Annotated in this window: 27 protein-coding genes and 1 tRNA gene; 6 read left to right on the forward strand and 22 right to left on the reverse strand. The window is 69.8% G+C overall.

Annotated elements, in window-relative coordinates:
* The coding region (locus AB0B76_RS51390) for a discoidin domain-containing protein (protein ID WP_360391277.1) at nt 1–1,751 on the reverse strand (1,751 nt) is incomplete at its 3' end.
* Between the two features lie 213 nt (nt 1,752–1,964).
* On the reverse strand, nt 1,965–3,872 hold the full coding sequence (locus AB0B76_RS51395) for a diguanylate cyclase (RefSeq protein ID WP_360391280.1): 1,908 nt from the start codon (nt 3,870–3,872) through the stop codon (nt 1,965–1,967).
* A gap of 180 nt (nt 3,873–4,052) precedes the next feature.
* Between AB0B76_RS51395 and AB0B76_RS51400 the strand changes: the two genes are divergently transcribed.
* Entirely contained in the window at nt 4,053–4,403 is a 351-nt protein-coding gene (locus AB0B76_RS51400) for a diguanylate cyclase (protein ID WP_360391283.1), read from the forward strand.
* Nucleotides 4,404–4,727: 324 nt separating this feature from the next.
* Here the strand turns inward: AB0B76_RS51400 and AB0B76_RS51405 are convergent, their stop codons facing one another.
* The 3 genes from AB0B76_RS51405 to AB0B76_RS51415 all read right to left on the reverse strand — a co-directional run bounded on the left by AB0B76_RS51405 (nt 4,728) and on the right by AB0B76_RS51415 (nt 6,264).
* Nucleotides 4,728–5,516, reverse strand: a complete 789-nt coding sequence (locus AB0B76_RS51405) for a hypothetical protein (RefSeq protein WP_360391286.1) — start codon at nt 5,514–5,516, stop codon at nt 4,728–4,730.
* Complete coding sequence (locus AB0B76_RS51410) at nt 5,513–5,803, reverse strand: hypothetical protein (protein ID WP_360391289.1); 291 nt, start codon at nt 5,801–5,803, stop codon at nt 5,513–5,515. The genes AB0B76_RS51405 and AB0B76_RS51410 overlap by 4 nt, the downstream gene beginning before the upstream one ends.
* Nucleotides 5,804–5,868: 65 nt before the next feature.
* Nucleotides 5,869–6,264: a VOC family protein gene (locus tag AB0B76_RS51415; protein ID WP_360391292.1), complete on the reverse strand. Its 396-nt coding sequence runs from the start codon at nt 6,262–6,264 to the stop codon at nt 5,869–5,871.
* A 102-nt stretch (nt 6,265–6,366) separates the two neighbouring features.
* Between AB0B76_RS51415 and AB0B76_RS51420 the strand changes: the two genes are divergently transcribed.
* Nucleotides 6,367–6,440: transfer RNA gene (locus AB0B76_RS51420), tRNA-Pro, on the forward strand.
* 113 nt (nt 6,441–6,553) lie between these two features.
* On the opposite strand, the gene AB0B76_RS51425 is transcribed toward AB0B76_RS51420, so the two are convergent.
* The 14 genes from AB0B76_RS51425 to AB0B76_RS51490 form a co-directional block, all read right to left on the reverse strand.
* Complete coding sequence (locus AB0B76_RS51425; RefSeq protein ID WP_360391295.1) at nt 6,554–8,086, reverse strand: LacI family DNA-binding transcriptional regulator; 1,533 nt, start codon at nt 8,084–8,086, stop codon at nt 6,554–6,556.
* Between the two features lie 24 nt (nt 8,087–8,110).
* The gene (locus AB0B76_RS51430; protein ID WP_360391298.1) at nt 8,111–8,464 is read right to left on the reverse strand and encodes a helix-turn-helix domain-containing protein; all 354 of its coding nucleotides are present in this window, start codon (nt 8,462–8,464) and stop codon (nt 8,111–8,113) included.
* A gap of 57 nt (nt 8,465–8,521) precedes the next feature.
* Nucleotides 8,522–10,186, reverse strand: a complete 1,665-nt coding sequence (locus tag AB0B76_RS51435) for a replication initiator (RefSeq protein ID WP_360391301.1) — start codon at nt 10,184–10,186, stop codon at nt 8,522–8,524.
* 9 nt (nt 10,187–10,195) lie between these two features.
* Nucleotides 10,196–11,899: a DNA cytosine methyltransferase gene (locus tag AB0B76_RS51440; protein ID WP_360391304.1), complete on the reverse strand. Its 1,704-nt coding sequence runs from the start codon at nt 11,897–11,899 to the stop codon at nt 10,196–10,198.
* Entirely contained in the window at nt 11,893–12,201 is a 309-nt protein-coding gene (locus tag AB0B76_RS51445) for a hypothetical protein (RefSeq protein WP_360391307.1), read from the reverse strand. The genes AB0B76_RS51440 and AB0B76_RS51445 overlap by 7 nt, the downstream gene beginning before the upstream one ends.
* 145 nt (nt 12,202–12,346) lie before the next feature.
* Entirely contained in the window at nt 12,347–13,441 is a 1,095-nt protein-coding gene (locus AB0B76_RS51450) for a hypothetical protein (RefSeq protein ID WP_360391310.1), read from the reverse strand.
* Nucleotides 13,442–13,736: 295 nt separating this feature from the next.
* Nucleotides 13,737–14,009, reverse strand: a complete 273-nt coding sequence (locus AB0B76_RS51455) for a hypothetical protein (protein WP_360391313.1) — start codon at nt 14,007–14,009, stop codon at nt 13,737–13,739.
* Entirely contained in the window at nt 14,006–14,392 is a 387-nt protein-coding gene (locus tag AB0B76_RS51460) for a hypothetical protein (RefSeq protein ID WP_360391316.1), read from the reverse strand. Before AB0B76_RS51460 ends, AB0B76_RS51455 begins: the two co-directional genes overlap by 4 nt.
* Nucleotides 14,389–15,069, reverse strand: coding sequence for a hypothetical protein (locus AB0B76_RS51465; RefSeq protein ID WP_360391319.1), 681 nt, complete (start codon nt 15,067–15,069; stop codon nt 14,389–14,391). The genes AB0B76_RS51460 and AB0B76_RS51465 overlap by 4 nt, the downstream gene beginning before the upstream one ends.
* Nucleotides 15,066–16,184: a hypothetical protein gene (locus tag AB0B76_RS51470; protein WP_360391322.1), complete on the reverse strand. Its 1,119-nt coding sequence runs from the start codon at nt 16,182–16,184 to the stop codon at nt 15,066–15,068. Before AB0B76_RS51470 ends, AB0B76_RS51465 begins: the two co-directional genes overlap by 4 nt.
* A 160-nt stretch (nt 16,185–16,344) precedes the next feature.
* Complete coding sequence (locus AB0B76_RS51475; protein WP_360391325.1) at nt 16,345–16,812, reverse strand: hypothetical protein; 468 nt, start codon at nt 16,810–16,812, stop codon at nt 16,345–16,347.
* A gap of 29 nt (nt 16,813–16,841) precedes the next feature.
* On the reverse strand, nt 16,842–17,672 hold the full coding sequence (locus AB0B76_RS51480; RefSeq protein ID WP_360391328.1) for an FtsK/SpoIIIE domain-containing protein: 831 nt from the start codon (nt 17,670–17,672) through the stop codon (nt 16,842–16,844).
* Between the two features lie 56 nt (nt 17,673–17,728).
* Nucleotides 17,729–18,190 (reverse strand): single-stranded DNA-binding protein, encoded by a 462-nt coding sequence (locus AB0B76_RS51485; RefSeq protein WP_360391331.1) that lies wholly within the window; start codon nt 18,188–18,190, stop codon nt 17,729–17,731.
* Between the two features lie 100 nt (nt 18,191–18,290).
* On the reverse strand, nt 18,291–19,091 hold the full coding sequence (locus AB0B76_RS51490; protein WP_360391334.1) for a hypothetical protein: 801 nt from the start codon (nt 19,089–19,091) through the stop codon (nt 18,291–18,293).
* Between the two features lie 149 nt (nt 19,092–19,240).
* Here AB0B76_RS51490 and AB0B76_RS51495 point away from each other — a divergent pair, with 149 nt between their 5' ends.
* Both AB0B76_RS51495 and AB0B76_RS51500 read left to right on the forward strand, forming a co-directional pair.
* Nucleotides 19,241–19,990, forward strand: coding sequence for an XRE family transcriptional regulator (locus tag AB0B76_RS51495; RefSeq protein ID WP_360391337.1), 750 nt, complete (start codon nt 19,241–19,243; stop codon nt 19,988–19,990).
* Nucleotides 19,991–20,005: 15 nt separating this feature from the next.
* On the forward strand, nt 20,006–20,476 hold the full coding sequence (locus AB0B76_RS51500) for an NUDIX domain-containing protein (protein WP_360391340.1): 471 nt from the start codon (nt 20,006–20,008) through the stop codon (nt 20,474–20,476).
* On the opposite strand, the gene AB0B76_RS51505 is transcribed toward AB0B76_RS51500, so the two are convergent.
* Entirely contained in the window at nt 20,443–21,030 is a 588-nt protein-coding gene (locus tag AB0B76_RS51505; protein ID WP_360391342.1) for an HD domain-containing protein, read from the reverse strand. The two genes, AB0B76_RS51500 and AB0B76_RS51505, sit on opposite strands and share 34 nt — an antisense overlap.
* Before the next feature lie 507 nt (nt 21,031–21,537).
* Here AB0B76_RS51505 and AB0B76_RS51510 point away from each other — a divergent pair.
* Nucleotides 21,538–22,353, forward strand: coding sequence for a hypothetical protein (locus tag AB0B76_RS51510; RefSeq protein WP_360391345.1), 816 nt, complete (start codon nt 21,538–21,540; stop codon nt 22,351–22,353).
* A 39-nt stretch (nt 22,354–22,392) separates the two neighbouring features.
* On the opposite strand, the gene AB0B76_RS51515 is transcribed toward AB0B76_RS51510, so the two are convergent.
* Nucleotides 22,393–22,965, reverse strand: coding sequence for a hypothetical protein (locus AB0B76_RS51515; RefSeq protein ID WP_360391347.1), 573 nt, complete (start codon nt 22,963–22,965; stop codon nt 22,393–22,395).
* A gap of 347 nt (nt 22,966–23,312) precedes the next feature.
* On the opposite strand from AB0B76_RS51515, the gene AB0B76_RS51520 reads away from it, so the two are divergent.
* Nucleotides 23,313–23,843 carry a hypothetical protein gene (locus AB0B76_RS51520; RefSeq protein ID WP_360391350.1) on the forward strand — a complete coding sequence of 177 codons (531 nt, stop codon included), beginning with the start codon at nt 23,313–23,315 and terminating at the stop codon, nt 23,841–23,843.
* Here AB0B76_RS51520 and AB0B76_RS51525 read toward each other — a convergent pair.
* On the reverse strand, nt 23,772–25,766 hold the full coding sequence (locus AB0B76_RS51525) for a pentapeptide repeat-containing protein (protein WP_360391352.1): 1,995 nt from the start codon (nt 25,764–25,766) through the stop codon (nt 23,772–23,774). The two genes, AB0B76_RS51520 and AB0B76_RS51525, sit on opposite strands and share 72 nt — an antisense overlap.
* Between the last annotated feature and the right edge of the window lie 353 nt (nt 25,767–26,119).

A 26,119-nucleotide genomic window follows, 5' to 3' on the forward strand; every position in this document is an offset into this window, starting at 1 on the left:
GGCAGCGACGTGCCCGGGGTCTGCCCGTTGATCCAGGTCGCGCCGCTGCTGTTGGTGCGCTGCGACGGCACGAACACCTTGTAGCCCGACGCGTCGGCGTACAGGTACGGCTTCTCCTGCGTCACCGGCGAGGTGGGCAGGGTGGTGTACGGCGGGTTCGGGAAGCTGTTCGCCGGAGCACCCTGGACGCCCGAGAACACCATGTTCCACACGGAGCCGTTCCAGCTGCCGATGGTGGAGTCGCGGGTGAACCACTGCTGCTGCGAGCAGGGGTTGATGTTGCCGCTGATGCGCGAGTCGGCGATGTACCCGCCGGACGCCCAGCCGCAGTTCGGCGACGCGAGGGTCATGCCGCCGTGCACGTCGATGCGGCGGAACGGCGCGGCCTGCGCGACGGCCCAGCGGTCGACCCCGGAGACCGGGTAGATCGACAGGTTCTCGGCCGAGCGCCAGAAGTTCTGGGTCGCGTTGCCCTGCATCCAGCCCGCGTCGACGGTGATGTCGCCGTGGATCTGCACGTCCTGCGGGTTCTGGCCGAGGCCGTTGATCGACGTGTAGAAGCCGATCTGGGCGTTCAGGCCGCTGTAGGAGCCCGGCTTGAACAGGAACTGGTAGCGCTCGTTGCCGAACTGGTTCTGCTCCTGCTGGGTGAAGACCTGGTCCAGCTTCGCCTGGATGGTGGCGGAGGACTGGCTCGGGTCGAACACGATGACGTTCGAACCCAGGTCGCCGCCGCCGGGCAGCTGCGGGCCGGTCGGGGTCGGGGTCGGCGTCGGGCTGGTGGTCGGCGAGGGCGACGAGGTCGTCGGTCCGGTGCCGCCGGTGTTCACGATGAACTCCCACGCCGAGTAGCCGTAGCCGGTGCCGCGCGCGGTGCCGTACAGGCGGATGTAGCGCCCGGAGCCGCTCAGGCCGCTGAGGACCTGGTTGCCGCCCGTGCCGCCGGTGACCGTCTTGATGGTCGCCCACGTGTTGCCGTCGGCGGACGTCTGGATCTGGAAGTCCTTGCCGTAGGCGGCCTCCCAGTTGATCGTCACCTGACAGATCGACTGGGTGGAGCCGAGGTCGACGCTCAGCCACTGCGGGTCGCTCGCCGCGCTCGACCAGCGGGTGCCGCCGTTGCCGTCGACGGCCGCGGAGGCCGGGGTGCCGGCGTTCTCGGTGCTGGAGGCGGTGGCCGTCTTGCCCTGGGCCGCGTTGGTGGCGGTGTTGCACGGACCCGAGGACGGGTTGGTGCCGGGGTAGGAGCCGAACACCTGGAACTCGTACAGCGAGTAGCCGTAGCCGGTGGCGCGGGCCGTGCCGTTCATCCGCACGTAGCGGCCGCTACCGGTGACGCTCAGGGTCTGCGAGCCGCCGGTGCTCGTGGTGGTCGAGTAGACGTTCGTCCACGTGTTGCCGTCGTCGGACGTCTGGATCTGGTACGCCGTCGCGTAGGCGGCCTCCCAGAACAGCTTGACCTGCGAGATCGTGGCCGTCTGGCCGAGGTCGACGCGAATCCACTGCGGGTCGCTGAACGCGCTGGACCAGCGGGTGCCGGTGGTGTTGCCGTCGAACGCGGCGGACGCGGGGGTGCCGGCGTTCTCGTCGGAGGACGACAGCGCCGGCTTGCCCTGCGAGATCAGGGTGTCGGCGGCCGAGGCCGTCAGGGTCGTCGTGATCGCGTACGTCACCAGCACCACGAGCGCGGCGATGGCGGCGATGATCAGATTTCGGCGGCGGTTCGCCGTTGGCGGTGCGGCGGTGTGCATAGCTGCTCCTGTTTCAGGGCATGGCGGCAGCCGGACGGTCCACCGCGGGGGTGCGGTGGTCGCACTTGTGCTCCGGCCGTCGGGGTGTCAGGCTCACCGGACCGGGAACGGGCGGCCCGGGAACCGGGGTGAGGTTCGGAGAGCGCTCTCCAAGACGAGAGTCATCCGTAGCAGCCCCGGTGTCAAGAGGCCCACGGTTCCGGAACTGAAAATCTAGAGAGCGCTCTCTAGGAGCGAGCCCTCGGATCGAACCCTGTACTCGACCCCGGCGTCCCGCGCGAACCGGGCCACGGCCTCGGCGAACGCCCGGGATCGGTGGTCGTCGACTCCGGTCGGCGGGTCGACGATCACGGCGCTGAACGGCAGCGCGCTCAGCAGATCGAGCCGTACCGTTCCGGTGCCGGTGTTGTCCAGGGCGAGCCCGACCCCGGCCGCCCGCAGCTCGCGCATGACCCGCGGCAGCACGCCGTCGTCGGCCAGCTGCGCCGCCGGCAGCGCGAGGGTCAGCCCGTCCGGCGTCAGCCCGGCCTCGGCCAGCAGACCGGTCAGCTCGGCCGCGAACCCGGGCGAGACGAGCGCGGCCCGGCCCACCTCGAGCGTGAACGGCGGGCGCGCCTCGGCGATCGCCCGCCGCAGATCGGCCAGGCGCGATTCGGGCGTCATCAGCAGCCCGCTCAGATCCGGGGTGTACCGCGCGTGCGTGCCCTTCCCCCGCCGCTTCGCCGCGTACATGGCGATGTCGGCGTGGCGGAGCAGGTCCTGGGCGCCCTCGCCCTCGGCCCGGACCGCGACCCCGACGCTGGCCGTCACCGTGAGCACGTGCCCGTGGGTGTGCACGGGCCGCTCGAGCTCGGCGAGGATGCGCGCCGGGATGCCCTCCAGGCCGTCCGCGGGGCCGTCGGGCACCAGCACCGCGAACTCGTCGCCGCCGAGGCGGGCCACGAGATCGGTCGGGCGTACCGCGGCGCGCAGGCGGCGGCCGACCTCCACGAGCAGCCCGTCGCCGACCGGGTGGCCGAGCGTGTCGTTCACCGCCTTGAAGTCGTCGAGGTCGACCAGGACGGCCGCGCCCGCGTGCTCCAGGTGCTCGTTGAACAGCGCCCGGTTCGGCAGCCCGGTGAGCGCGTCGTGCGTCGCCTGCTCGCGCAGGAGCCACTGGTGCTCGCGCAGCGACCGCAGCAGCCCGTCGTTGTCGGCGAAGGCGAGCAGCTGCCGGGCGACCACGGCGGCGGTGGCCACGACGGCGCCGAAGAGCACCGGCAGGGTGCCGCCGCCCGCGACCGTGACGGCGACGAGGAGGAGGTTGACGGCGGCGACGGCGAGGTACGGCAGGACGGAGTAGGGCCGCCTCCGCCGCAACGGGGTCGCCGGGGCCGCCCCCGCCCGGCGCGCCTGCAGCACGCCGGCGACCGCGACCATCAGGGCCTCGCACATGGTGACGAGGTCGGACACGCCGGCGAGACGGGGGCCGTCCAGCAGCGGTACCAGTGCGGAGCCCACCGAACCGATCAGCACGACGAGCGCGAGCGCCCGCAGCGCCCGCCTGTCGACGGCCGCCACCCCGGCCAGGATGAGCTTGACGACGGCCAGCACCGCGAGCAGGCACAGCACGCTCAGCACGAGCAGGGCGAGCACCCGCGGCAGCGGCGCGCCGGCGATGGGGCGCAGCACGAACTGCCACAGGAACGTCGCCGAGCACACCAGCACGGTGGCGGCGTCGAGCCCCAGCCGCAGCCAGTCGCCGCGGCCGCGGACCCGGGTCGGCAGGCGCAGCAGGGCCCAGAGCACGAGCAGCAGCGCGACGCCGAGCAGCCCGACGGCGGCGAAGAGCAGCGGGCCGGTCTTGCGCCCGCCCAGGCTGGCCTCGGTGAACGGGCCGGTCGACGGGGCGATGAGCAGCGCCGCGACGGCGAGGTGGCGCCAGAACCGGCGCCCGGCCGGCTCGAGCCCGGGGGTGCGGGCGGCGGCCAGCAGGTACATGCCCCCGATCGCGAGCCCGATCGCGCCCGGCAGCCAGCCCAGCACGAGGCCGCCCTCGAAGCCGGCGAGCCGGAACAGGCCCCAGCCCACGGCGACGGCGAACAGCGGCGCGTACACGGCGAGCAGCCGGCTGGTCTTCACCGCCTGTCATCACCGCCTTCGCCCCCGGCCGGCGGACTTCCGGCCGTCATACCTTCGGCCGACCGAGTGCCGAGATGAGCGGTATCGCCCACCCATCGCGGGCGGTGCGCACAGGGTAGCGCCCAGTGCAAGGCGCGATCCAGTACGCCGGAAAAGTGGATCATTACTCAGTTTGGCGCCGTGTCGGCCGATACCGCGGCCCAGCTGGGCCGCGACGAGTTCGCGGTGATCCTCGACGGCATGGGCTCCCCCGGCGACGCGGCGTACGTGGCGGGCCGCCTCCTGGCCGCGATCCACCGCCCGGCGCGGGTGGCCGGCGTCGGGCTGACCCCGACCGCGGGCGTGGGCATCGCGTGCTGGCGCAACTACGCCAAGATCGACCAGCTGCTACACGACGCGGACGCCGCCGTGCACGCCGCGAAGCACGCCGGCCCGGGCCGGATCGCCGTCTTCACCGAGGGCGCGGCGAAGGTACTGGATGCCAGATCGCTCGTTTCAGCGCCCGCACCTTCCCTTGCTGGTCCGCGATGAGCGCCTCGGCGGCCTCCTGCACCCGCGCCGTGGTGAGGTCGCCGGTGACGCTCCACCCGCGCATCCCGGTCGCCCGGACGCACACCTTCCCGTCCCGCGACCGTCCACATGCGACGATCCGGGCCCGCTGCCGCACGTACTCCCCGGCCCGTCGCCCGATCGGGGCCGGCTCCCTGGTGAGCCCCGCGCGGCGCAACACTTCGCGGGTGCGCGCCGCCCAGAGCGCCCGGGCGAGCGCCTCGAGATCCCCGGCGTCACCGACTCCATCGACCTCTATCGCTCCTTGCCGGAGCGTGGCTCTGACCCCTCGCACCTGCACGGTGATCACCACCCGAACAACTCCGGCCGATCCGCCAGCACCCGCCCGGTCGCCCGCAGCGCCCGCCGCACCTCGTCCCGCTTGTCGTGGATGTGTCCCCGCAGCTGCGTGATCGCCTCCCGCACCCGGTCGGCGACCTCCACGGGGTCATCGGCACTGAACGTGGTCTGCGGCGCCTCGGCCGGCCCGGTAGCGGCAACCACCTGCGCCAGACCGGCGATCCCCCCGGCGGCGAGCGCGAGCCCACCGGCCACGGGCACCGCCGCGATCGCCGCCACGGACGCGACAACGGTGAAGGTGACCGTCCATTCGGTACGCGTACAGTCCCCGCACGCCCCGACCGCCGCCAGCCCCTGCTCGGCAATCTGATCCGCGTCCTGCCGCGCCCGGACCCAGATCTCCTGCTCGGCCTCGAGCGCGGCCCGCAGCACCACCCCGACGGTGTACTGATTGCGCACGAACGCCGGCCAAGGCTCGACGAACCCGTGCCGGAACCGCTCGGCCGCGTCCCCGGTCCAGTTCCGCAACGCATACTGGAGCTCACCCAGCCTGGGCTCGGCAAGCTCGCCGCGATCCCCGGTGGACAGTCCACGAAGGACACTCTGGACCTGATCGATCTTCGCCTGGGGCACCTCGGGAAAGCCGGCGATGGGCCGAAACGCGTCGGGAAGATCGGCAAACTCCCTCTGAATCGCCCGACGCTTGAACGGATCGCTCCCGGTCCCCCCGACGGCAACAGCGACAGCGAGATCACGCATATCCTCGGCGTGCCGCATAATCAGCTCGTACGTCACCCCGGAAGCACCCCGCTGCCGCCCCGCAGCCGCCGAAACTCGCCCGCAGCCCCGTCATCGGCGCGCGCGTACTCCTCAACGGCCACACAGACGGCAACGCCGGCCTCATTCACCTGCCCGGCCGCGCCGGCGAGCACCCCGACGAGCTGCCGCCGCAGCAACGCCCAGTCGGCATCGTCATGACGGACAACACTCAACTCATCGGCGGCCCGCGCGTACACCCCGGCGAGCGCGGGCAGCCGAAGCCGCCCGACCCGCCACAACTCAAACAGCTCAACACCCAGCACGGCGTCGGAGGCTAAGCCTTCACGCCCCGTTTCTCGACGGCCTTTTGTCCGCTTTTGTGGGCCTCTCAGGCGGGTCCGAGCAGGTCCCACCGGTTCCCGGCAATATCCCGGAACACCACGATCCGCCCGTACTCCTCGACACGCGGTGACCCTTCGATCACCACTCCGTGCTCAACGAGCCGAGCGAAGGCCACATCAAAGTCCTCGACCCGCAGAAAGAACCCGACCCGCCCGGCCGCCTGCTCCCCCACCCCCGCCTCTTGACGCTCCCCATCGGCCCGCGCGAGGAGAATCCCGGTCTGCGCCCCCGGCGGCCGCACGACAACCCACCGCTTCGCCCGCTGCCCGACACTGGTGAGCGAGGGCGAGTCCTCGACGAGCTCGAACCCGAGCACCCCGACGAAGAACTCGATGGCCGGGTCGTACGCGTCCACCACGATCGTGACCAGCTCAAGCCGCATCGGCCGAGCGTAACGGCGTTCACCCGGCGCGAGGGGGATACTGCGTGGGCGGGGGCGGGGGGTGTGCGCTACGCTGTACCGGCTGCTCGCGTGGGGCGGCACCGGGACATAGCGCAGCTTGGTAGCGCACTTGACTGGGGGTCAAGGGGTCGTGGGTTCGAATCCCGCTGTCCCGACAAGTAAAACAGCAGGTCAGGGCCGGTTTTCTCATCACGAGGAACCGGCTTGACTCGTCCTTGGGGACCGCCCGGGAGAAATCCGGGAGAAGATCTTGCGATCGAGCCGGTCATCACGACTCCTCCCGTAGTAGCCCGTCGAGCACCCGGACCGGCGAACCCGGGTACAACCGGCGCCGCTCGGCCAGCGCATCGCGCCAGATCTCGGTCAGGCCGTCGAGCAGCCGCCGGACCATCGCCTTCGTCACGTGCTCGTACAGCGCCGACACGGAGCCGTCCGCGTGCCCCATCTGCGCGTCCATCAGCTTCGGTGACGTGCCCAGCTCCATCATCATCGTCTTGTACGTGTGCCGCAGTCCGTGCGGCGTGAGCCCCGGCGCGATCGGCGCCCAGCAGCATTCCGCGCGGCCCGCCGCGTTGCGGCCCCGGAGCGGCACGCCCGGCCACGGCTCGGCCAGCAGCGGCACCGGACGCTCCGGCTGTGGCGCCTTCGCCGGGAACCTGCCCGTCGCCGCCGGTTGGAACAGCCAGGTCGCGAACCCGCCGCGCCGCCAGTGCGGCGCCGTAGGCCCGTCCACAGCGCCGCGGACGTAGCCCAGGTCCGCAATTGCCTGCTCCACCCGCAGTCGGGTCGCCGCCGCAGCCGTGTCCCGGCCGTTGAGCACCGCCGACACGGTGCCCGTCGACACGCCCGCCCGGCGCGCCACGTCAACCACCCGGGGACCCTGCTGCCGGATCGCCGCCCGGGGCGGACGATGCCCGCTGAACACGTACCGTCGGCCGTGACAGGCACACGCCGCCGGCTCGTTGCGCGTGACCTGTCCGGTCAGCAGCGTCGTCAGGAAGTCCGGCGCGGCAACCGTCCGGTACGAGTCGTCCTTGGGCGGGCAGCGCTCGAACGTCCCGTTGTCCAGTTCGTACAGCTGCCACTCGACCCGGACGGCCTCACCGCGGACGTACTCCGGCTCCAGGCCCACCGTCTCACCCCAGCGCAGCCCCGAGAACCCCATCGCCGTCACGCCCACGAACTCGTCGTCACGGCCGGACAGCAGCGCGGCCCGCTCGGCGATCAGCAGCACCCCGAGCGCGGTCGTCACCGCCTTCTCCGGCGCCCGGTGCCGGGCACGGCCCGCGACCCGCCCCCGGCCCCGCCGCCGGGCCGCCGGGTTGACCGTCGCGCACCCCTCGTCCACGGCATCGGAGAGGATCAGGTGCAGCAGCTTCCGCCACGCCTTGACCGTGCCGTCCGGGTAGCCCGCCGCCCGCTCCGCCCGCTCCCACGCCGTGATGCCCGCCTTGCTCAGCGCCGAACCGTCGTCCGTCTCCGTCGGCAGCGTCGCGAGCTCGAACGCCGGTAGGAGATGCGCCTCGATGTGCGAGCGGTACGTCTGCATCGTGGACGACGCCAGATCCTGCTGCGCGAACCACCGATTGACGTAAGCGCCGAACGTCATCCGGCCAGCCGTGACCGGCCGGTGAGCGCCTGCCCGGACCTGAGCCTCCGCAGCGTCGGCCGCCTGCTTCGCCTCCCGCTTGGTCCGGAACCGCACCGTTGCGCCGGCCTCGTCCTTGACCGTGCCGTACTTGCCCGGCGCGAGCTTGTACCGGGCACGCCAGTACCCGTCGCGCTTCTCACCGAACCCCACAGCGACCTCCCTCCCCCGGCCCGGTCACGCCGCCACCGAGCCCGGCATGTCGCGGCGAGCACGCCGCGGCCGACGGGCGCGCAGCAGCGGTACCGTGTCCGGCACGCCGGGGGCGGCCCGGCGCACAGGAGCCACCGGCGGGACGGCCGGGCCGGTGACGCTGGCCGACACCTCCCGCAGCCGGATGATGGCCGCGATGTGCTCAACGGTGAACTTGTAGGCGCCCCCGGTGCGGGTGTGCGGCGCACGGCCGTCGCGGGCCTCCTTCTTGAGCCACCACGCCGAGCAGCGCAGCATCTCCGCCGCTTCCGCGGCGGTGTAGAGCACGGGGACCGGCGCGCCTATGTCGCGTCCGGGAGCCCCCGCCAGGTCTCGCATGTCCTGCTGTCCTTTCCGCCATTGGGTGTCAAGCCGGGCTTGACGAGGAATCGACGTTCATGCGGCCAGTGCCGCCAGGTCTTGTAGGGCTGCTTCGTGGTGCTCGCGGGCGAGTGCGGCGGAGGTGTTGGCGAGCATCGCGTCGGCGGTGGTGTGCCATCCGGCGCCGACGAAGGCGAGGAAGTTGACGACCAGGACGGTCGGTGTCTCGTCCGGGCCTTCGGTGGGCGGGCCGCTGGTCTCGGTGCGGCGGAAGACGACGCGTTGTTGCCGCAGCATGCTGAAGGTGACCGAGTAGCGGCGGGACTTGGTGAGGAAGTGGCCGCCGAAGCCGAGCATGTGTGCCCAGCGGCGCAGCCTCGTGTACGGGTTCGGAGCCTCGCCCTCATCGGCTTCATCCTCGGCCCCGCCGGGGCGCTCGAGGTGGCACGTCGGGCAGGCGAGCAGCAGGGTGGGCCGGTCGCAGCCGGGGCACGTCCAGGGCTGCCGGGTGCCCGCGGCGGGGCGGCCGAGGCGCCAGCAGGCGTCCAGCAGCCGGGCGGTGTGGTCGCCCTCCGGGTCGGCGTACAGGTCGATGGTGGCGGTGTTGAGCCGTCCGGAGGTGTGGCCGGTGACCTCGGTCGCCTTGGTGGCGTACTTGGCGAGGTACGCGGCGACCATGGCGTCGGTGACCTCGCCGTCCGCGGCGGCCGTGATGACTTTGACGAGCAGCTGCTCACCCCAGCGGACCGGCCAGCCCTCGGGCCGGTCGGGGTGCGGCGGGGTGCGGACGCCGGTGACGGCGGCGGCGTGGGTGACCGCGTCGACCAGGTCGGCGGCGGACAGGCCGGGCGGGGGTGGGACGATCGCGGCTGGGTCGTCGGGGTCGACGCCGTCCAGGCGCACGATGGCGTGGAAGTGCACGACGCCGCGGCGTTGCATCTCGGCGACCTTGCCGAACGACAGCCGGAACGGGTCGACCTCCCGGAAGTTGCCGGTGCGGGTGACGGCGATCGGGAACGGGATGCCACGCTCCGCCGCTCGGCGGCGCAGGAACTTGCGGACCGTGTTGGTGGTCCGGGACCACAGCACGCCGGCGAAGGCGTTCCACACGGCTTGGGCGTCGTGGTCGTAGCAGTCCAGGCACAGCGGCGTCCCGAGGACGCGGTCGGTCTCTTCGTGGCGGGCGAAGCAGACCAGGCGGCGGGCGTGCGGGCAAAACGCGAGCTCGCGGCGGGCGTGGCACGGTTCCGGGCGGCAGTCGCAGCGGCGGCGGTTGCCGCAGGTGTGCCGCTTGACGTGGCGGGTGTGGACCTCGCCGAAGCTCGGGGCGGTCAGCGTGGGGAACACGGCCGGATGCCGGGCCACGTCCTCGGGGACGCCTTTGCCGCCGACGAGCCCGGTCCGTACGAGCTGGTAGGCGTCGCGCTTGTACCGTTCGGAGCAGGCGGGGCAGACGGTGGCGCGGCGGTTGCCGCAGGCCTTGTAGATGACGCCGTCGGGCAGGTCGCGGGTGTTCGTGCGGGCGAGGAGGCGGCCGGTTTCGGCCTCGATGCGGTCCATGGTCCCGGCGAGGCGGATCGGGCGGGTGCAGGCGGCGGCGGGGCGGACGTGGGACAGCCAGTCTTCGAAGTCGGGGCGGGCGGCGCGGCCGATGGCCTGCAGCCGGACGTCACGCGACCGGGCCAGCAGCCCCAGGATGGTTTCCTGGGGTTGCTGGCCGGTGATCGGGTTGGCTGTCATCGGACCGGGTCAGGCCGGGAGGTCGATCGGGTCGCCGGTGATGGCTTCGACGACCGCGGCGACGAGGTCGCGGGCGGCGGGCGGGGTGACAGCGTTGCCGAGCATGCGGACCTTGGACCGCTTGGAGGAGCCGAGCAGGATGTAGCCGGGGGTGAAGGCCATCCCGGCGCGGATCTCGTCGACGCCGAGCATCCGGAATGTGCAGTCCTCCACGGCGATCGCGTCGCCGAGGACGGCGTCGCCCTGCACGGCGGTCTGCACCGGCAGCGGCATGTCGAGCTCGCGCAGGTCGCCGGTGTCGTAGCGGTACAGCAGCTGGTCCCAGCGGATGAGGGACTGGCGTTGCTGGGCGAGGATCGCCCGGAGCGGCTCGCTGACCGGGGTGGACATCTGGCCCTGGTCGCCGCGTGCGGTCATGTTGCGCATGACCAGCGCGTGATGGTTGCCGCTGGCCGTGACCGCATCCAGGGGTTCGGCGGTGACGGGCTTGCTGGCGTTCTGCCCGCGCAGCGGGACGATCAGCGCGTCCTGAGCGCGGGCGGTCTGCGCCCGCAGCGGCACGCCGGCCGGGCGGGCCTGCTTGCCGTCCCGGCCCTCCACCGGCACCAGCAGTGGCGGCACGGTCAGGCCCTCGATCTCGCGGGTGGTCCGTGCTCGCATCGGTGTGGCGGTGGTGCTGGCGGTCTCATTGCGGCCGCCGCCGCAGGGCACGAGCAGCGGCGGGCAGGCCACGGCTTTGGTCGCCGTGGTGGTCTGGACGGTCAGCGGTGCGTCCACCGGCCAGGTCCGCACGCCGGGCCGTCGTTCGAAGGTGTTCCCGGCCGCCTCGACGGTGATGGGCCGGGCGAAGCGGGCCAGGCCCGCAGCGATGCGGGCCATGGTCTTGGGCCGTAGCGGCACCGTCCGGTCGCCGATGCGCTGGCCCGGGATGGTCCAGTCGATGGCGGCGGCGGCGGGCAGCGCGTAGGGCTGGACCGCCCGGCCCCGGCAGGAGACCTGCGGGCACCGGTAGAGGTACTGGGCGCCGTAGCGCATGAGGCGCCGCCCGCCGGGTTTGGCGGTGTAGACGCCGGCCACGTCGCCGCAGCGCGGGCACCAGGCCCGGGGCCGGGTCCACTTGGCGAAGTCCGGGTCTCGGTACTGCTGCCGCCAGAACACGAAGTAGACCCGGTCGCGCAGCTGCGGCGCACCCGGGCCGAGGACGGTCGCGAAGGCGCTGTTGAGGACCACGATGCGGTGCCGGTAGCCGAGGTTGGCCATCCGGCGCAGCCAGGTGTCGAGGTGCTCCCACTTGAGCACGTCGGTGACGTTCTCGACGATCACCGCCCGGTAGCGGTGGACGTCGGTGAAGCGGGGCACGTCCTGCATGAGCATCCGGGAGCGTTGCGCGGCCTCGTCCGGCAGCGGTTCCGGGTCTTCGCCGAACAGGTCCAGCTGGACCGGGCGGCCGTCGTAGTCGCAGCGCTTGCCCTTGGCCACCGACCAGTTCGTGCACTCCGGGGAGAACCAGCCGATGTCGGTACGGGGGTGGCGGTGCGGGTCGATCCGGGTGATGTCCTCCCGGTCGTGGTCAGCGTGCGGGAAGTTGGCGTTGTGGGTGTCCACGGCCAGCTGCCAGTGGTTGGCGGCCATGACGATCCGGACGCCCGGGACCTGTTCCATCCCGGTGGAGGAGCCGCCGGCCCCGCAGAAGTAGTCGGCGACGGTCAGCATCGCGGCACCGCCGGGGCGCCGAGGACCGATGCGCGGACCGCATCAACGACGTCGCGGGCGGCCTGATCGGTTTGCAGGTCCGCCAGCGGGCGGTCCCAGTCGATGCCCGATGCGGCCAGCCGCTCGGCTGCATCGCGGGCCAGGTGGATCGAGGTGGCGAAGACGACGGCACGACCGGTCGGCACATGCGTGACCGCCCAGTAGCCGCCGTCGTAGCACATCGGCGTAGCGGTGGTGCGGTCCGTGTGCATCCCCGGCGTGACCGCGAGATGCGACCCGAACGGCTCACCGAACACGGTCACGCTCGGTGTGCCGTCGGACAGGGTGATGGTGATCTGTGACATGGAAAGGTGCCTCCGTAGGCAGCGAAAATCGGCGAAAAGGGCAGGGCTGGGCCGTGCCCGAAGCGGGAAGCTTCGGGCACGACGCGTCAGAGTCGGGACGTCGTTACCGGGAAGCCGGGACGCGGCGGCCGTTGATCGGCCGGGCCGGGGCGGCGGCGGTCTCGCCGAGCGCGGCGAGGGCCTGAGCGGCGAGCTGGGTCGACTTGCGCAGCTGGACCGCGAGCTGACCGGCGGTGATCGGCGTGCCGTGCTCCGTGCGGTACTGCTCGGCGATCTCACGTGCCCGTTCCAGCAGATCCGGGGACACGATCGGCAGTGCCAGCTGTGCAGCGCCAGGCCGGGCGACAGAGTCTGTGGCGGGCGGTGCCAGCGGCGCAGCCGTCATGGCCGGGCCAGCGGGTACGGGACGGGAGGGGCGGGCAGGCCGGACGGGCGCGGCGGCCGAGGCCGTCGGAGCCGGGGCGGGCTTGGAGACGATCCGGGCCTTCAGGTCCGCCGGGGTCGGCGGTACCGCAGCAGCCGGAGCCGGGCCCGCAACGGGAGCCGGTTCGGCGGGCACGTCGTCCAACGTGGACAGTCGGAAGGAAGGAGCCGGAGCGGCGGCGGGTTGCCATGCCTCCACAGCGGCGGGAATCGCAGGGACAGGAACAGGTATCGGCTTCGGGGCGGGAACGCGCACGGGTTCCAGCGCCGGTCCAGGCGGGACCTGAACAGGACTGGTGTGCGTGTCACTGGGCTGCCGGACAGCGGCGTCGATGCTGCTTTCCCGGCGGAGCAGGGCGCGCATGTGCACGGCCAGACCCGACACGGCGGGCGGGAACATGCCCCCGATCGCCGCAAGGACCGTCTGCCAGACCACATGGGTCAGCGACCAGACGGTCAGCAGGTGGTATGCGGATTGGACAGTGACACCGACGGCCACCGCGAAGTAGGTGTTCTTCCGCGCGAACGCGGCCACCTTCGCCGGGACGGGCGCGGTCCACAGCACCAGTGCCACGACGACATAGCCGTCGACCACGATCGGCATCAGCCACGCCAGGCGCAGCGTCACACCGTGCACGGTCAACGTGTCGGTGAAGCCGGCCAGGGTCGCGAACGCGATCCAGGTCGACGCGGACAAGATGAACGACGCGGTCAGCACCGCCCAGGACGCGAACGCGCCAAGGCGAGGCTCACCCGTGGGGTTCGTCCGGGCCATCAGCGGCCACCCCCCGCCGGAACACGGGGACGGACGCCGCACAACGGGCAACGGCGAGAGGCGCCACCTTGGCGCTTCAGCGACCGCTCGTCACTGCGGGTACCTTCCCAGGTCCGGGCGAGCTGCCAGCCGATCCCAGCGGCGCGAACGACCGCAAGGAGACGGGCACCACGACCGCTGGCGTGCTCGGCGAGCCGGGCTACCAGGTCCGCAGTCCAGCCCGTGTAATGCCGGGCGTGACCGAACGGACGATCGAAGTGCAGCAGGTACACCACACCGGAACAGCTCTGACCGGTCATCGGCAATCGCCTCCGAACAGCCGGAACATGCCGGTCGCCATCGTGTAGTCCCGTGCGGCGTCAGCCACCTCGGGACCGGCGAACCGGCGCAGCGCGTCGAGGACCAGCAAGGCCTCACCACCGTCGCAACGGTTGCGGGTCTCGCACAGCAGGTCCAGCAACAGCGCCACCAGCACGCGGGCGTCAGCCGGAGTACGGCGGTACGCCATCGCGAGCCGATCGGCCGGCGCGGTGAGGGCGCCGTACACGGAGATCCGTTGCGTGCTCATCGGTCACCGACCCAGCGCAGGGCGGTAGCGGTCAGCGCCAGCAGGTCCGCCAGGAACTTGCGCAGCACCTCCGGCGACACGACGTCGCGGAACTGCCGGTGGAACGTGGCGAACTCGACGAGGTCACCGACCTTGCCGGACACCTGCGCCACAAGCTGCAACGCCTCGGCCTCATCGGCGGCGTGCCGGAAGTTCTCAGGCTCGTTGCCGATGACGATCAGCCGGTGCTGCATCGCCACCTCCGCCTGCGTCGCTGCACTGTGCAGCTGCGGCAAGGCAGTGGTGATGACGGTGGACGGGTCCACGGAGCCAGCACGGGCAGCGTCGGTGTACACCTGCGCCAGATCCCGGGCAAGCTGCTGGACGATGTCGGAGTTGGTCATGACGTCGGGTCCTTTCCGATCAGGTCGAACAGGTTCGGGACTGTTCGGTCAGGACAGGACGCCGTGGGGGCCTTCTGCCTGACCGGACGCCGATCCGTGAGGATCGATTTCGGGTCGCGCAGGAAGGCGAGCTGCGCGCCGGTGAGCCGCGCGACCGCCACCTCGTCTTCGGCGCGCCGCTTGAACAGCAGCGGGCGAACCGTGGCGTTGGTCGGGCAGTCGACCGCGTTCAGCGGGTAGCGGTAGCCGCAGGCCGGGCACATCGTCGGGACCGGACTGCCAGGAAAGTGATCGGCAAAGACCTCGACGAGGGTCGTCACCGTGACGCCCATGCCGGCCTCAGTGATGCGCCGGTCTAGCGTCGGACGGTCGGACTTGACGCCGAAACGCATCTGTGCGGCTTGACGGCTAGTGCCGAGCCGCTGCCCGATCTCGTCCCAGGAGTAGGAATACGGGGTCTTGCGCAGCCCACGCACGGCATCACGCAGCACACTGTCCACTTCGGACGACAGCATGGTGAGCATGGCCAAGGCCTCGATGTCGCCAGCGGCGACCCGACGGGCGTACGCGCGCAGGATGCGCCGCACGAACGCGTCGAACTGGTCGTTCTCCACGGCCCGCTTGGCACGCTTCGCACGACGCGGTGTCATGCCGGGCTTGACGGTGCTCTTGCTCATCGCGCGGCCTCCTGGACCGGTGCGACGCTGAACACCCGCAAGACGCCGGGCTCACTGCGCAGGTCGACCCGACCGACCACACACACGCGTGCCTTGTGCGTCAGCGCCTGCCTGGCGCTGTCGAAGTACACCGGGAACACCTCAAGCGGCACCCGACCGGTATCGGTCTGCAGGACCGCCGTGGCCCAGGTCCGCCGCTGGTGCGTCGTCTTCACGTCAACCTCGGTGACGATGCCGTTGATCGCGACCATCTGGCCGTCGGCATCAGCCGCAAAGTGGTAGCAGCCCCGATCCGGGACCGTGCCGCCGTGGTTGACGCAGTTGGACTCCGGCGTGCAGAAGCAGTACCGGTCGCAGGTAGCGCAGTCGTCTGACCGGCCGGGCTCGTGCGCCACACCTTCGTGGCTCGCCGCGGCGGCCTGACGGCGGTACTGCGCCACCAGCCGCTCCCGGATGTCCGGGTCCTCGATCTCGACCAGAAGCTTCCGCTCGCAGAGGCAGCATTCGTGGCACATGAGCACGGACGGCTCACACTCCGCGAGACACCCGACCTCGATCGAGTCCTCGCCGACGGACATGAACCGGTCGCAGCACATCGGGAACATCCCGCCGTGCACGGCCTTCGCCGCCTGCTCCAGCATCGCGGAGACCTCAGCGAAGATGCGGCCCTTCGCGTCGTTGTAGTCGTAGACGTTCAGGCCGAACCGGTGCGACAGGTACAGGTCGAGGAACCCGACCGCCTGCTCGAACGAGCCGAAACCCGGGTCGTCGAACATCTGCGCCGGAGCGTCGACCGGTCCGCCGTAGCAGACGATGCCGACCGCGCCGACCAGGCACGCCGGAGGCGTGAACCGCCCCGACGTGGCGTCGTAGTACTCGCCCTGGTTCCAGCCGTGCCGCTCCAGGTACAGCCGCGTGTCACGCAGCGTCTGCCTCACCTCGGCCGCCGCGTTCCCGCGGTGGCGCTGCTCGGCCGCAGCCTTCATCGACTCCTCGGTCTTGAACAGGTCGGCGAAGTCGGCATTGGGCTCGGCCAGTTCCACCTGCGCCAGGTCGTCCGCGGGACGGATCGACTGGTCTGCCCGGTTCGCGGGCGTGTTGTGGGTAGGCTGCATCGCAGCCACCTCCTTTCAGCTTGGAGGGCTGTGTGGTTGTTGGGACCGGCGGCACCAGGCGCTTTCTCAGGGCGTGGTCCTGGTGTCGTCGGCTTGGCCTGTTGGCGGCCACCGCCCGGGCCGTACGACTACGGCACGGCCCGCACGGAAGCGGCCCAGGTCACTCGTGCCAGTGCGAGATCACGGTGACGCAGCGGCGGCCGACGCCGACGCCGGCCCCGGCCACGGCGAGGAGCACCACGGCCGCGATGCCGAGGACCGGGGCCACCGCCAGCGCCGCCGAACTCCAGATCGCCCAGGCGACGTACCCGACCGCGCCGAGCACGCCCAGGCCGACCACGGCCCCGGCGCCGAGCAGCACACTGCGGAACCGGCGGTCCTGCCGGTCCAGCTCCGCCCGCCGCTCCAGCCAGCGGCGGTAGTCCTGCCGCTGCTGCTCCTCGCGCTGTTCGATCTGCCGGACCCGCCGCTGTACCAGCGCGGCCGTCTCGACATCCAGCGCCCGGCCCGCGGCCTGCGCCGCGGCGAGGGTCGTCCACAGCTCCGTGTCCGGCTGGGCCGGGGCCACGTCCAGGTACGGCACGTAGCGGACCGTGGCCGGGCGCTGCGCCGGAAGATGCTTGCTCATCGTGCGTGCTCCGTTCCAGATGTTGGGGGTCATGCCGCCACGACCGTCAGCTTCGGCCGCGGGGTCGTTTCGTCGAGCAGGCCGCGCAGCTCCGCGGCGTACGCGGCGATCGCCGCGCATGCGCCGTCATCGAGCCACGCGACTTTCACCAGCTCCGGGGCGCCGCCCTCAGCGATCAGCAGGCAGCAGCCCTGGTTCTCAGGGCTGATCGAGTTCGCGGTCCAGCCCCGGCTCGTCCAGCCGTGCCCGAGCACGATGTCCGAAGAACTGTCGTTGGTGGTGCGGAAACACGCCCGCCACGCGAACAGGTCCCGCAGCGACGTGGGGATGATGTCCGAGCTGGGCCGCTGCGTCGCCGCGACGACGATGATCCCGACCGCCCGGCCCCGCGCGACCAGGTCACGCAGCAACGCGGAGAACATCTCCCGCTTCGTCTTGTCCAGCACCGTCGCCGAGTAGTAGGCGATCTCATCGATGCCGAGGAGGATCGGCTTGAACGAGTCCCCCTGCTTGACCTTCCGCCGCAGCCGCCACCGCAGGAACCGGTACCGGTTGTCCATCGCGATCTGCAGCCGCTGCAACGCCGCCAACGCCCCGTCGATGTCCGGGCCGACGAACGCCGCCGCACAGTCCGACCACTGCCCCAGCTCCACCTGCTTGCCGTCCAACAGCACCAGCGTGCAGTCCAGACACAGCGCGGCGTACGCCACGACCAGGTTCAGCAGCGACGACTTCCCGCCGCCCGGCTCACCACCGATGAGCATGTTGCGGTAGATGAACAACACCCGCTTCCGGGCGCCGAACTCGTTGATGCCCAAATCGATCGGGTCGAAAATCGACAGGTCACGCTCCGGCAGCACAGCAGGCCCACGGCGACGTCCGATCGTGCGGAGGTTCACGGCCCGCTACCCGACCCTCACGCCGCCCGCAGCGGCGAACCGGACCCGGCCGGCGCCGCCGCGTTCCACGCCTCGTCCGGCACGTCGTTGGGCAGGAACCCATCCCCGCCCGAGCGGGTCAGCTTCTGCACCTTCGCCGTCGCGAACCGCAACGAGGGGCCGATCTCGTCCACCTCCAGCTGCATCATCGAACGCTTCTCGCCCGCCTCGGTCTCCCACCGCGACAGCCGCAAACGGCCCGTCACGACCACCCGCGCGCCGCGGGTCAACGACTCCGCCACGTGCTCGGCCAGGTCCCGCCACGCCGTACACGGCATGAACAGCGGCTCCCCATCGCGGTACTCATCCCGGTTCTTGTCGAACATCCGCGGCGTCGAGGCCACGGTGAACTTGCACAGCCCCACACCCGAACCCGTGAACCGCAGCTCCGGATCGGCGGTCAGGTTCCCGACCACCGTCACCGTCGTCTCTCCCGACATCACACACTCCTCGATCGTTTGGTTCCGAACGAACCTGCTGGTCGCCCTGCTGGCGGCCACCGCCACACCCGGACCGACGAGCCGGGCATCACGGAAGCGGTCAGCGGCGCGTACGCCCGGGAGCCGCAGGCGCGGGGGCCGCCACCTGCTCGAAATCCAGCGCGAGATCCAAATCGCCGTCCGGCGCGGCCTTCGGCTTCCGTAGCCGCCCGAACACCTCCGCCAGCGGCGACGGCACCTTCTCGGTCAGCGGGTCGCGACGGTTCACGTCGATCTGCAGCAGCGCCGCCGACCGCTTCGACGCCCGCGCCACCCGCACCTCCGACGCCCAGCACGCCACCGCGAGCTTCCCGGTCTTGCCCTCCAAGTCCGCCAGATCCAGACCCGGACGCAGCAACACCCACACCCGCTCACCCGCCAACGTCGGACGCGCCCACAACATCAGCGGATACATCGGCACCCCACCCCGGCCCGTCGCCCGCACGATTCGCGTGAACGACAACCGCAGCCGATGCCGGTCCGACAGACACCAGAACACCGCCGCCGCCCGGCGACGCACCGGCCCGACCAGGCCCAGACCGCCGACCCCGAAGGCCAGCACCGCGAGTCCGCCCCACCAGGCCAGCCATTGCGACAGCCACAGCCACGCCGCCACGACCGCGCTCAGCCCGAGCACCTCGGGCGTCCACCACCACAGCGCCCGCAGCACCGGCCACACCAACACCAGCGCGCCGGCCGCGAACCCGACCACCACACCGATCGGCACACACAGGAACCGCCACAACAGACCCGCGTGCGCCGCGTACATCGCCGCACACGTCAACAGGATTGCCAGCGGCGTCGCCACCAGCACCGTCGTCCGCGCACGCTGCGCAAACGACGCCGACACCTGCGGCTCCACCAGTGCGATCGCGGTCGCTGGCCGCTTCCCAAAAAGATTCATAGACAGAGGTTGCGATGACGGCCGGTGACGAGATCACCACCTAGGTGGACTTCTAGGGACGTCCTTGGTATGGTTAGACGTCCCTGTAGACGTCCCGAGGGGTTTCGATGGCGAACGAGCGGCTACGAGACGCGATGCTGCGCAACGGTCTGGTCCCAGCCACGATCGCTGAGTCGCTCGGCGTTGACCCAAAGACGGTCGAGCGGTGGATCACGCAGGACCGGATTCCGTACCCGAAACACCGCCACGCCATCGCCGCCCTGGTGAAGGAGAGCGCAACGTACCTCTGGCCGAATGCCGTGTCTGGCGAGCGTGCCGCTGAGGTCTCCAAGTCCGAGGTGGTGCAGATCTATCCGCGCCGCGGCGCGGTACCGGCCGATCTCTGGCAACGACTGCTGGACCAGGCGACCGGGCAGATCGGCCTGCTGGCGTACGCCGGCCTATTCCTACCGGAGCAAAACCCCAGGTGGGTCGAGACGCTCAGACTGAAAGCGGCGGGCGGGGCGAAGGTCGAAATTCTGCTCGGCGACCCCGCCAGCTCGCACGTCGCGCAGCGAGGCGCGGACGAAGGCATCGGGGGCGCGATGGCGAGCAAGGTGCACAACGTCCTGGCGTTCTACAAGGAGCTGCGCGGCGAGGACAACGCCGCCATCTACTTCCACGACACGACGCTGTACAACTCGATCTACCGCTTCGATGACGAGATGCTCGTCAACACGCACCTCTACGGGACGCCGGCCGCCTACGCGCCCGTGCTGCACCTTCGGCGGCTCCCCGGCGGCGAGATCTTCGACAACTACGTCGCCAGCTTCAACAGGGTCCTGTCACACGCCCAGGCGGTTTGGCCCGAGGACTGATGGCATGCTCGATGCATGGCCCGCATAGAGCACTTCAACGACCCGCAGGCGCCCGAGCCCAACAGCATCGTGGTCGCGGTGACCGCCTTCGTCCTCGATGACCAGGACCGCGTCCTGCTCATCCACCGCACCGATAACGACCTGTGGGCGCTGCCGGGTGGTGCTCAGGAGTTCGGGGAGTACATCGCGGAAACGGTTGTCCGGGAGACCAAGGAGGAGACCGGGATCGACGTCGAGGTCGACGCGGTTGTCGGCATCTACACGAACCCGAACCACGTCGTGGAGTACACCGACGGCGAAGTGCGGCAGCAGTTCTCCATCTGCTTCCGGGCCAGGCCGGTCGGCGGCACGGAGACCCTCAGCGACGAGAGCAGCGAAGTCTGCTGGATCAGCCGCGCCGACCTAGACGGGTTAACGATCCACCCATCCATGCGCCTCCGGATCGATCACGGCTACGAGGGCCGGTCGGCACCGTACATCGGCTGACGACCAGCGGCCGTCAAATGCGCTTCGGCCCGTCGTACCGCAGCCGTGATCTCGCCGCCGGCTCGCTCGATGAAGCGTGTGACGATGTGATCGGGACCGTACCTCGACGTGATCTCAGCCAGCCGCTCGACCACGTCGAGGTCCTGGCCATCCGGCCCGGTCGTCATGTCGCAGTACCACAGCGCGTCCGCAACCGGAGACTGCTCGCGAGCGAACTCCGCTCCAAGAACGTCTCCCAAGCCCCGCTCGTCCGCCTCAACAAGGGCGCAGGAGTGATGAGCGACCAATGCGGCGACCCGGTCATCGAAGCCCTCGGAGCGCAGCCAGCGCGCACCGTCGAGTGGGTGAAATCCCGTCGCCGCCAGCGCAGGCGCATAGCCGACATCATGCAGCCACGCCGCCGCCGCGAGTACAGCTCCGTCCGGTTCGCTGAACGACGCCGCTACCCGTTCGGCTTTCGCACCGACGGCCTGCACGTGGGTCCAGCGACGCGGCAACGCTTCAGCCAGGCACACCGCAGCGATCCCGCGCGCGCGCTCAACGAGAGATTCCACGATCGCACCTTACGCCGCCGCCCACGCCGGAAGCCTTGCAGCCTTGATCTTGCTTGCGTGACGTCTCCACCACCGATCAGGCGAAACGGGAGCCGACGATGCAGGCTTTCCCACCTCCAGAGGGAGCCCACCGACCGCGTGACCCGAGCCCGGTGACCTGCGCGTACCTGAACCCTCGATCCTCCTGGATGAGAACTTCGGCACCTATTCGGCGAACCCGGTACTTCCCGGTGTTGAAGACCGGACGTCGCACGCAACGCTAGCAGCGGCAACACCTCTCCGTCGGGGTCCGTTGCCGCCGATTTGCCGGGGACCTCGCCGCGACGTCCGGGCCGTACCCCCAACTCACCAGGCCACGCGACAGCCGCTGGCGCGAGCATCGGTCTGAGCCATGGCGGGCATAAGACAGGATAGACATCGCTCGCCTTGCACTTCCGCCCGAGAGAGGACGATGCGTTGACCGGAGCTCGTCTCGAAAGCTTCCGTCACGGTGACAGCGCCGAGCGGTTGGCGGAGTTCATCCTTGGAAGCTTCGCGTTCACCACGGCTGTGCTTCGTCAGGAGGATGTCGGGCACGACTTCCATTGCGTACTGACGGTACGGGACTCGGAGGCCCGCATGCTGCGAGCGGGCCCATCCTTCAGCGTGCAGGTCAAGTCCACCCCGGAGCCGGTGCGGTATTCCAAAAGCTACGAAATTGATTGGATTGTCGACCAGGAAAATCCGTTCTTCCTGTGCGTAGCCGACAGGAAGAACCTACGGTGCGACGTGTACTCGACGTGGAACCGGCTAAACGCCTTTACTCAACATGGTCGCCTCGCAACCGAGTTACTTCCGGACGAGCCGCTTGCGCAGCCCATGTTGGGCGATGACCAGGTTCTACGCGTTCCGCTCGGACCACCAGTTGTTAGCTTGACCGCACAGGAGTCAGTGGGCGACGCTGCGGGTCGTGTCGGCGCCGTCATGCGGCACTGGATCGAGCTGGACCGCCAGAACATTGTGAACAACCATGCTGGCATGCACTGGATCCAAGGCCCAGCGGCGTGGGTAACGAACGAGCCGCCGGGAGCCAAGGACCAGCAGCGGTTCTATTGGAATTCCAAGAACCTGCAAGCATGTATTGACAACTTCGGGCGGTCGGCCGTTGGACTCTTGCTCACGATCGAGAACGCGCGCCGTGACGGCATCACCGATGTGCCGACAGAAATCGTTCTGGATTTGGAGACGGCGTACGCAGCATTCGCTCCGGCGATGGACCTTCGGATCCAGGCGACCTTCGCGCTTGCCAGATGGGCTGCGTCGCAGCGACCGGATCGCGAGTGAGCCAGTAGCGTCGTCCGTCGCGTCAGCGGATGCCGGCCTTCATGTGCCACGGCCACCTCTTTGAATTCCCATTTCAAGAGGAATGTCCTTGATTACATGCATCAGGGCTGACGAAAGTTCTTCGAGCCAAGCCCCAACGGGACACGTCTTCCCTGAATGCTTCTTGAGGAGCCTGTACCAATTGTTGCCGAAAGGGACGAGTTCAAAAATGCTATCTAGGCGCTCGTTTGCGCCTGGAGACAAGTATGGGCCATAGACTATCTGGGTATGGTCAAATTTCTGACGCCATTGATTCGCCTGCCGAATGATTGCAGCGTCGGGTTCGGGGCATTTGCTGTCAGGCTCTTTGTCGTGATGTGTAAAAAAGTGGCTGTCCTCGATTTTGAAAGCCTCAAGAAGTACGTCCCCAAGTGTTCTTGTTACCTCTGCAACGGCGCGCCTCTCAGCTTCTATACGGACCTTTTCCACCTGCTGATCTGCCATGGCGGAAACCTGTATTTCGGCTGCTTGCAAAGCTGCCTTGACTTGCGTTCGAACCCCTATTGCCGTGAAGATTCCACCAACTACGGCGCCAATGAGAGCACTGACAACTCCAGCCCAGAACGCTGCCACATAGACAGGGTGTCATACGCGTGCCACAGCGAAGGTCGGCACACTGTCAAGGCGGCCTTGACGCTCAGTTGGTGAAACGTCTGTTGGCACCCGGTAACGCTGCGGCGGCGGGCGGGGCGGCGCGCTGCCTTGTGCGGGCAGGCCACCGGCCTGCCCGCGACCACCTGCCTGAAGGGTGGCAGAGGCTCTGAGGTCAAGGGCGGCCCGTAGGGCCGTCGCTAGCGACGCGGAGCGCCCTTGACCTCGGAGGAGCGGCCCGATGAACCGCGATCCGCGCCAGCCGCCGGGCGTCGGCCTGGTCGCCGGCGCCAACGACGGCCGTGGGTCCTCGATACCCTCGCGGCGTAGTGGCGCTCTGCCTCGGCGTACCGCTCGGCTTCGTTGCTGTGCCGGTCATCCGTGACACCCTTGCGGCCAGCCGAGGCAGCAACTCACCGCAGGAAGCCCTACTGAGCTTCACCTTCACTTTCGACTCGCCTGCGAACGACACGCTGACCGCGGAGCGATACATCGTCCGCTCCCACCGCAAGACCATGCTGAGGCAGCGCGCCGACTATATCGCCGCGATCGAGGCCACCAACGCCAAGATTCAGGCCCAGGGCCAGGCCGCACGCCTCGCCGAGGCATCCGGCGCGACTTACCCAGCCACGATCGATATCCACGGTGACCACGCCAACGTCAGCATGTACTGGCAAGCCCAAGTCGACTTCGCCAATCCGAAGATCGGCGGGGCCATCGGCTACCAAACCGACGGCAAGCCTTGGACCGCCACAGCCGACCACGAACGCGACGGATGGCGCCTCGCCTCACTCACCATGCCGCCCTGGTGCGGCACCCTCAACGGCGACGGCACCACCACCGGCTACCTCAAGTGCTGACGCGCTCGCACCACGGGCAGCACCGGGAGGAAGGACCACAACAGCGCTTTCAGCAGGAAGTCCGAGCGGCGGAGCAGACCAAATTGATACTTGGTGGAAGTCGACCGTGCCGCCGGAGAACGTCGCGCCGCTGAAGTTGACCGTACCGCTGGAGAACTTCGCGTCGCTGAAATTGAGTGCGCTGCCGGAAAACGTCGCGCCGCCGAGGTAGACGCTGCTGCCGGAGAACGTCGCGCCGGAAAAGTCGACCTTGCCGCCGGAGAACGTTGAGCTGCCGAAGTCGACCGCGCCTCCGGAGAACGTTGAGCTGCCGAAGTCGACCGAGCCTCCGGAGAACGTCGCGTCGCCGAGGTTGACCGTGCCGCCGGAGAACGTCGCGCGGTTCAAGGCGACCCTGCCGCCGGAGAACGTCGCGCCGTTCAAGTCGACCCTGCCGCCGGGGATCTCCACGCCGGTGAACTGGACCGAGCCTCCGGAGAACGTTGCGCCGACGAGGTTGACCGTCCCGCCGGAGAACGTCGCGCCGGAAAAATCGACCCTGCCGCCGGAGAACTTCGCGTCAGCGAACTCGACAAGGGCGTCGGAGAACGTCGCGCCGCCGAAGATGACCAGGCCGCTGGAGAATACCGCGCCGCCAAAGTAGACCCTGCTGCCGGAGAACTTCGCGTGGCCAAAGTGGACCATGCCGCCGGAGAACTTCGCGTGGCCAAAGTGGACCATGCCGCCAGAGAACGTCGCGTCGGCGAAGTAGAGCATGTCGTGTGAGAACGTCGCGCCGCTGAAGTCGAACGTTGTAGCCTGGCCGACCTCGATTTGGCCGAGGTTGCCGCCGTGGAACTCGGCATCGGAGAAGTCGAAGTGGCATCCCTGCCACCGGTCAACGTCGCCGCCCCGCCAGGCCGGGCGTAGATGCTCACGGATGACCCGGATGACGGCGTGGCGAACCTGACGTTCTTCCGCGAGCTCTCGTGGCGTCACCACCTGCACCTCGCCCGGCTTTTCACCCTCAGCCGGAACGGCGTCACCCACAGCCCGCGGCGTAGGCTCCTGATCAGGCCAGGGCATCCGGACATAGGCGCACAGCACGTCAATGCAGGTCTGACGGCCCTCCCGCCAATCGTCGGCCAGCCCCGCCATCGCGTACACCCCGGCCAGCCGGACCGCGGCCTTGTCCGAGCCCAGCTGGTCGGCGGCCTTACCGAAGCGGTCGTTGAACAGCTTGCTCTCTTCCCGGTGCTCGGCCGCCTCGCCCTGGTCCTGCTTTCGATATGCGACCGTCAAGGCCACCACCGCGCCGATCCCTGCCACCACTGACAACACGATTTTCATCGCGTCGAATGTGTTGGACACCGTCCACGACGGCGCAGCCTGCCCGGGCGTTGGCGTGGACGGCACCAGACCAATCGCCGGCCTCCCCAGTGCCCACCACAACAGCGAGCCCATGCCGGACGCGACCCCGACCGCCAAGACCAGCAGCCCACCGACGTGTGCCGACAATGGCAGCCACACCGCGACCGGCTTCCGCCGACCCCGCCGCAGCCGACGCCGCCGCACGACCCACGCCGCCACAGCAGCGCCGCCTAGGACGAACAGCACAACTGGCGACGAGTGCCGCCCTGCCCCGGCGACGGCCGTCGACACCTGGCGATCCCACCAACCCGGATCGACGGAGTACACCGCGTAAACCAGTATGAAGACGCCCCACGGCAGCAGCACGGCATGCCACTCTCGCGACAGGAACCACCGCAGTAACGGCAACAACTTGCTAATCGCGTTCATCGCACGCACGCGCACATCTGGTCGACGCCTTGTCTCCATGGAGTCCATTGCATCGATGCCCCGCAAGCGCCGCTTCCCCCGATTGGTCGGCAACACCAGACCCTCCTCGGCGGAGAATCGGACCCACAACAGCAGCCCGAGCACGTCACAAGCAGGCCGAGCTTCCCGCCCGACCTCACACACGCAGTCGTCGCCAGCCGTCGCCGCCGGTCTCCAGACACCGCCTGACCTGCTCCCGCGCCTCCGCCTCGGCATCGAGTCCCACGACGCTATCCGGCCTCTACCCCGCCCTCGGCGACCTCGACCCCGTCCAGCAGCCAACCACCTCTGTCAGCCACAGGTCGCGGCGCGCCAGCCGCCTGTACCGGCCGTTCCACCCGGATCGGGCGCAAACTTTCCATACGTCTTCAAGGCGGCCTTCGGCCGCTCCGCGCCCGCTCGGGAACTCGCCGCGCCTTGCCGCTTCGCTCCCGGCGCGGCGGCCCCCGGCGGACGCG

The organism is Dactylosporangium sp. NPDC049140, from assembly GCF_040648435.1.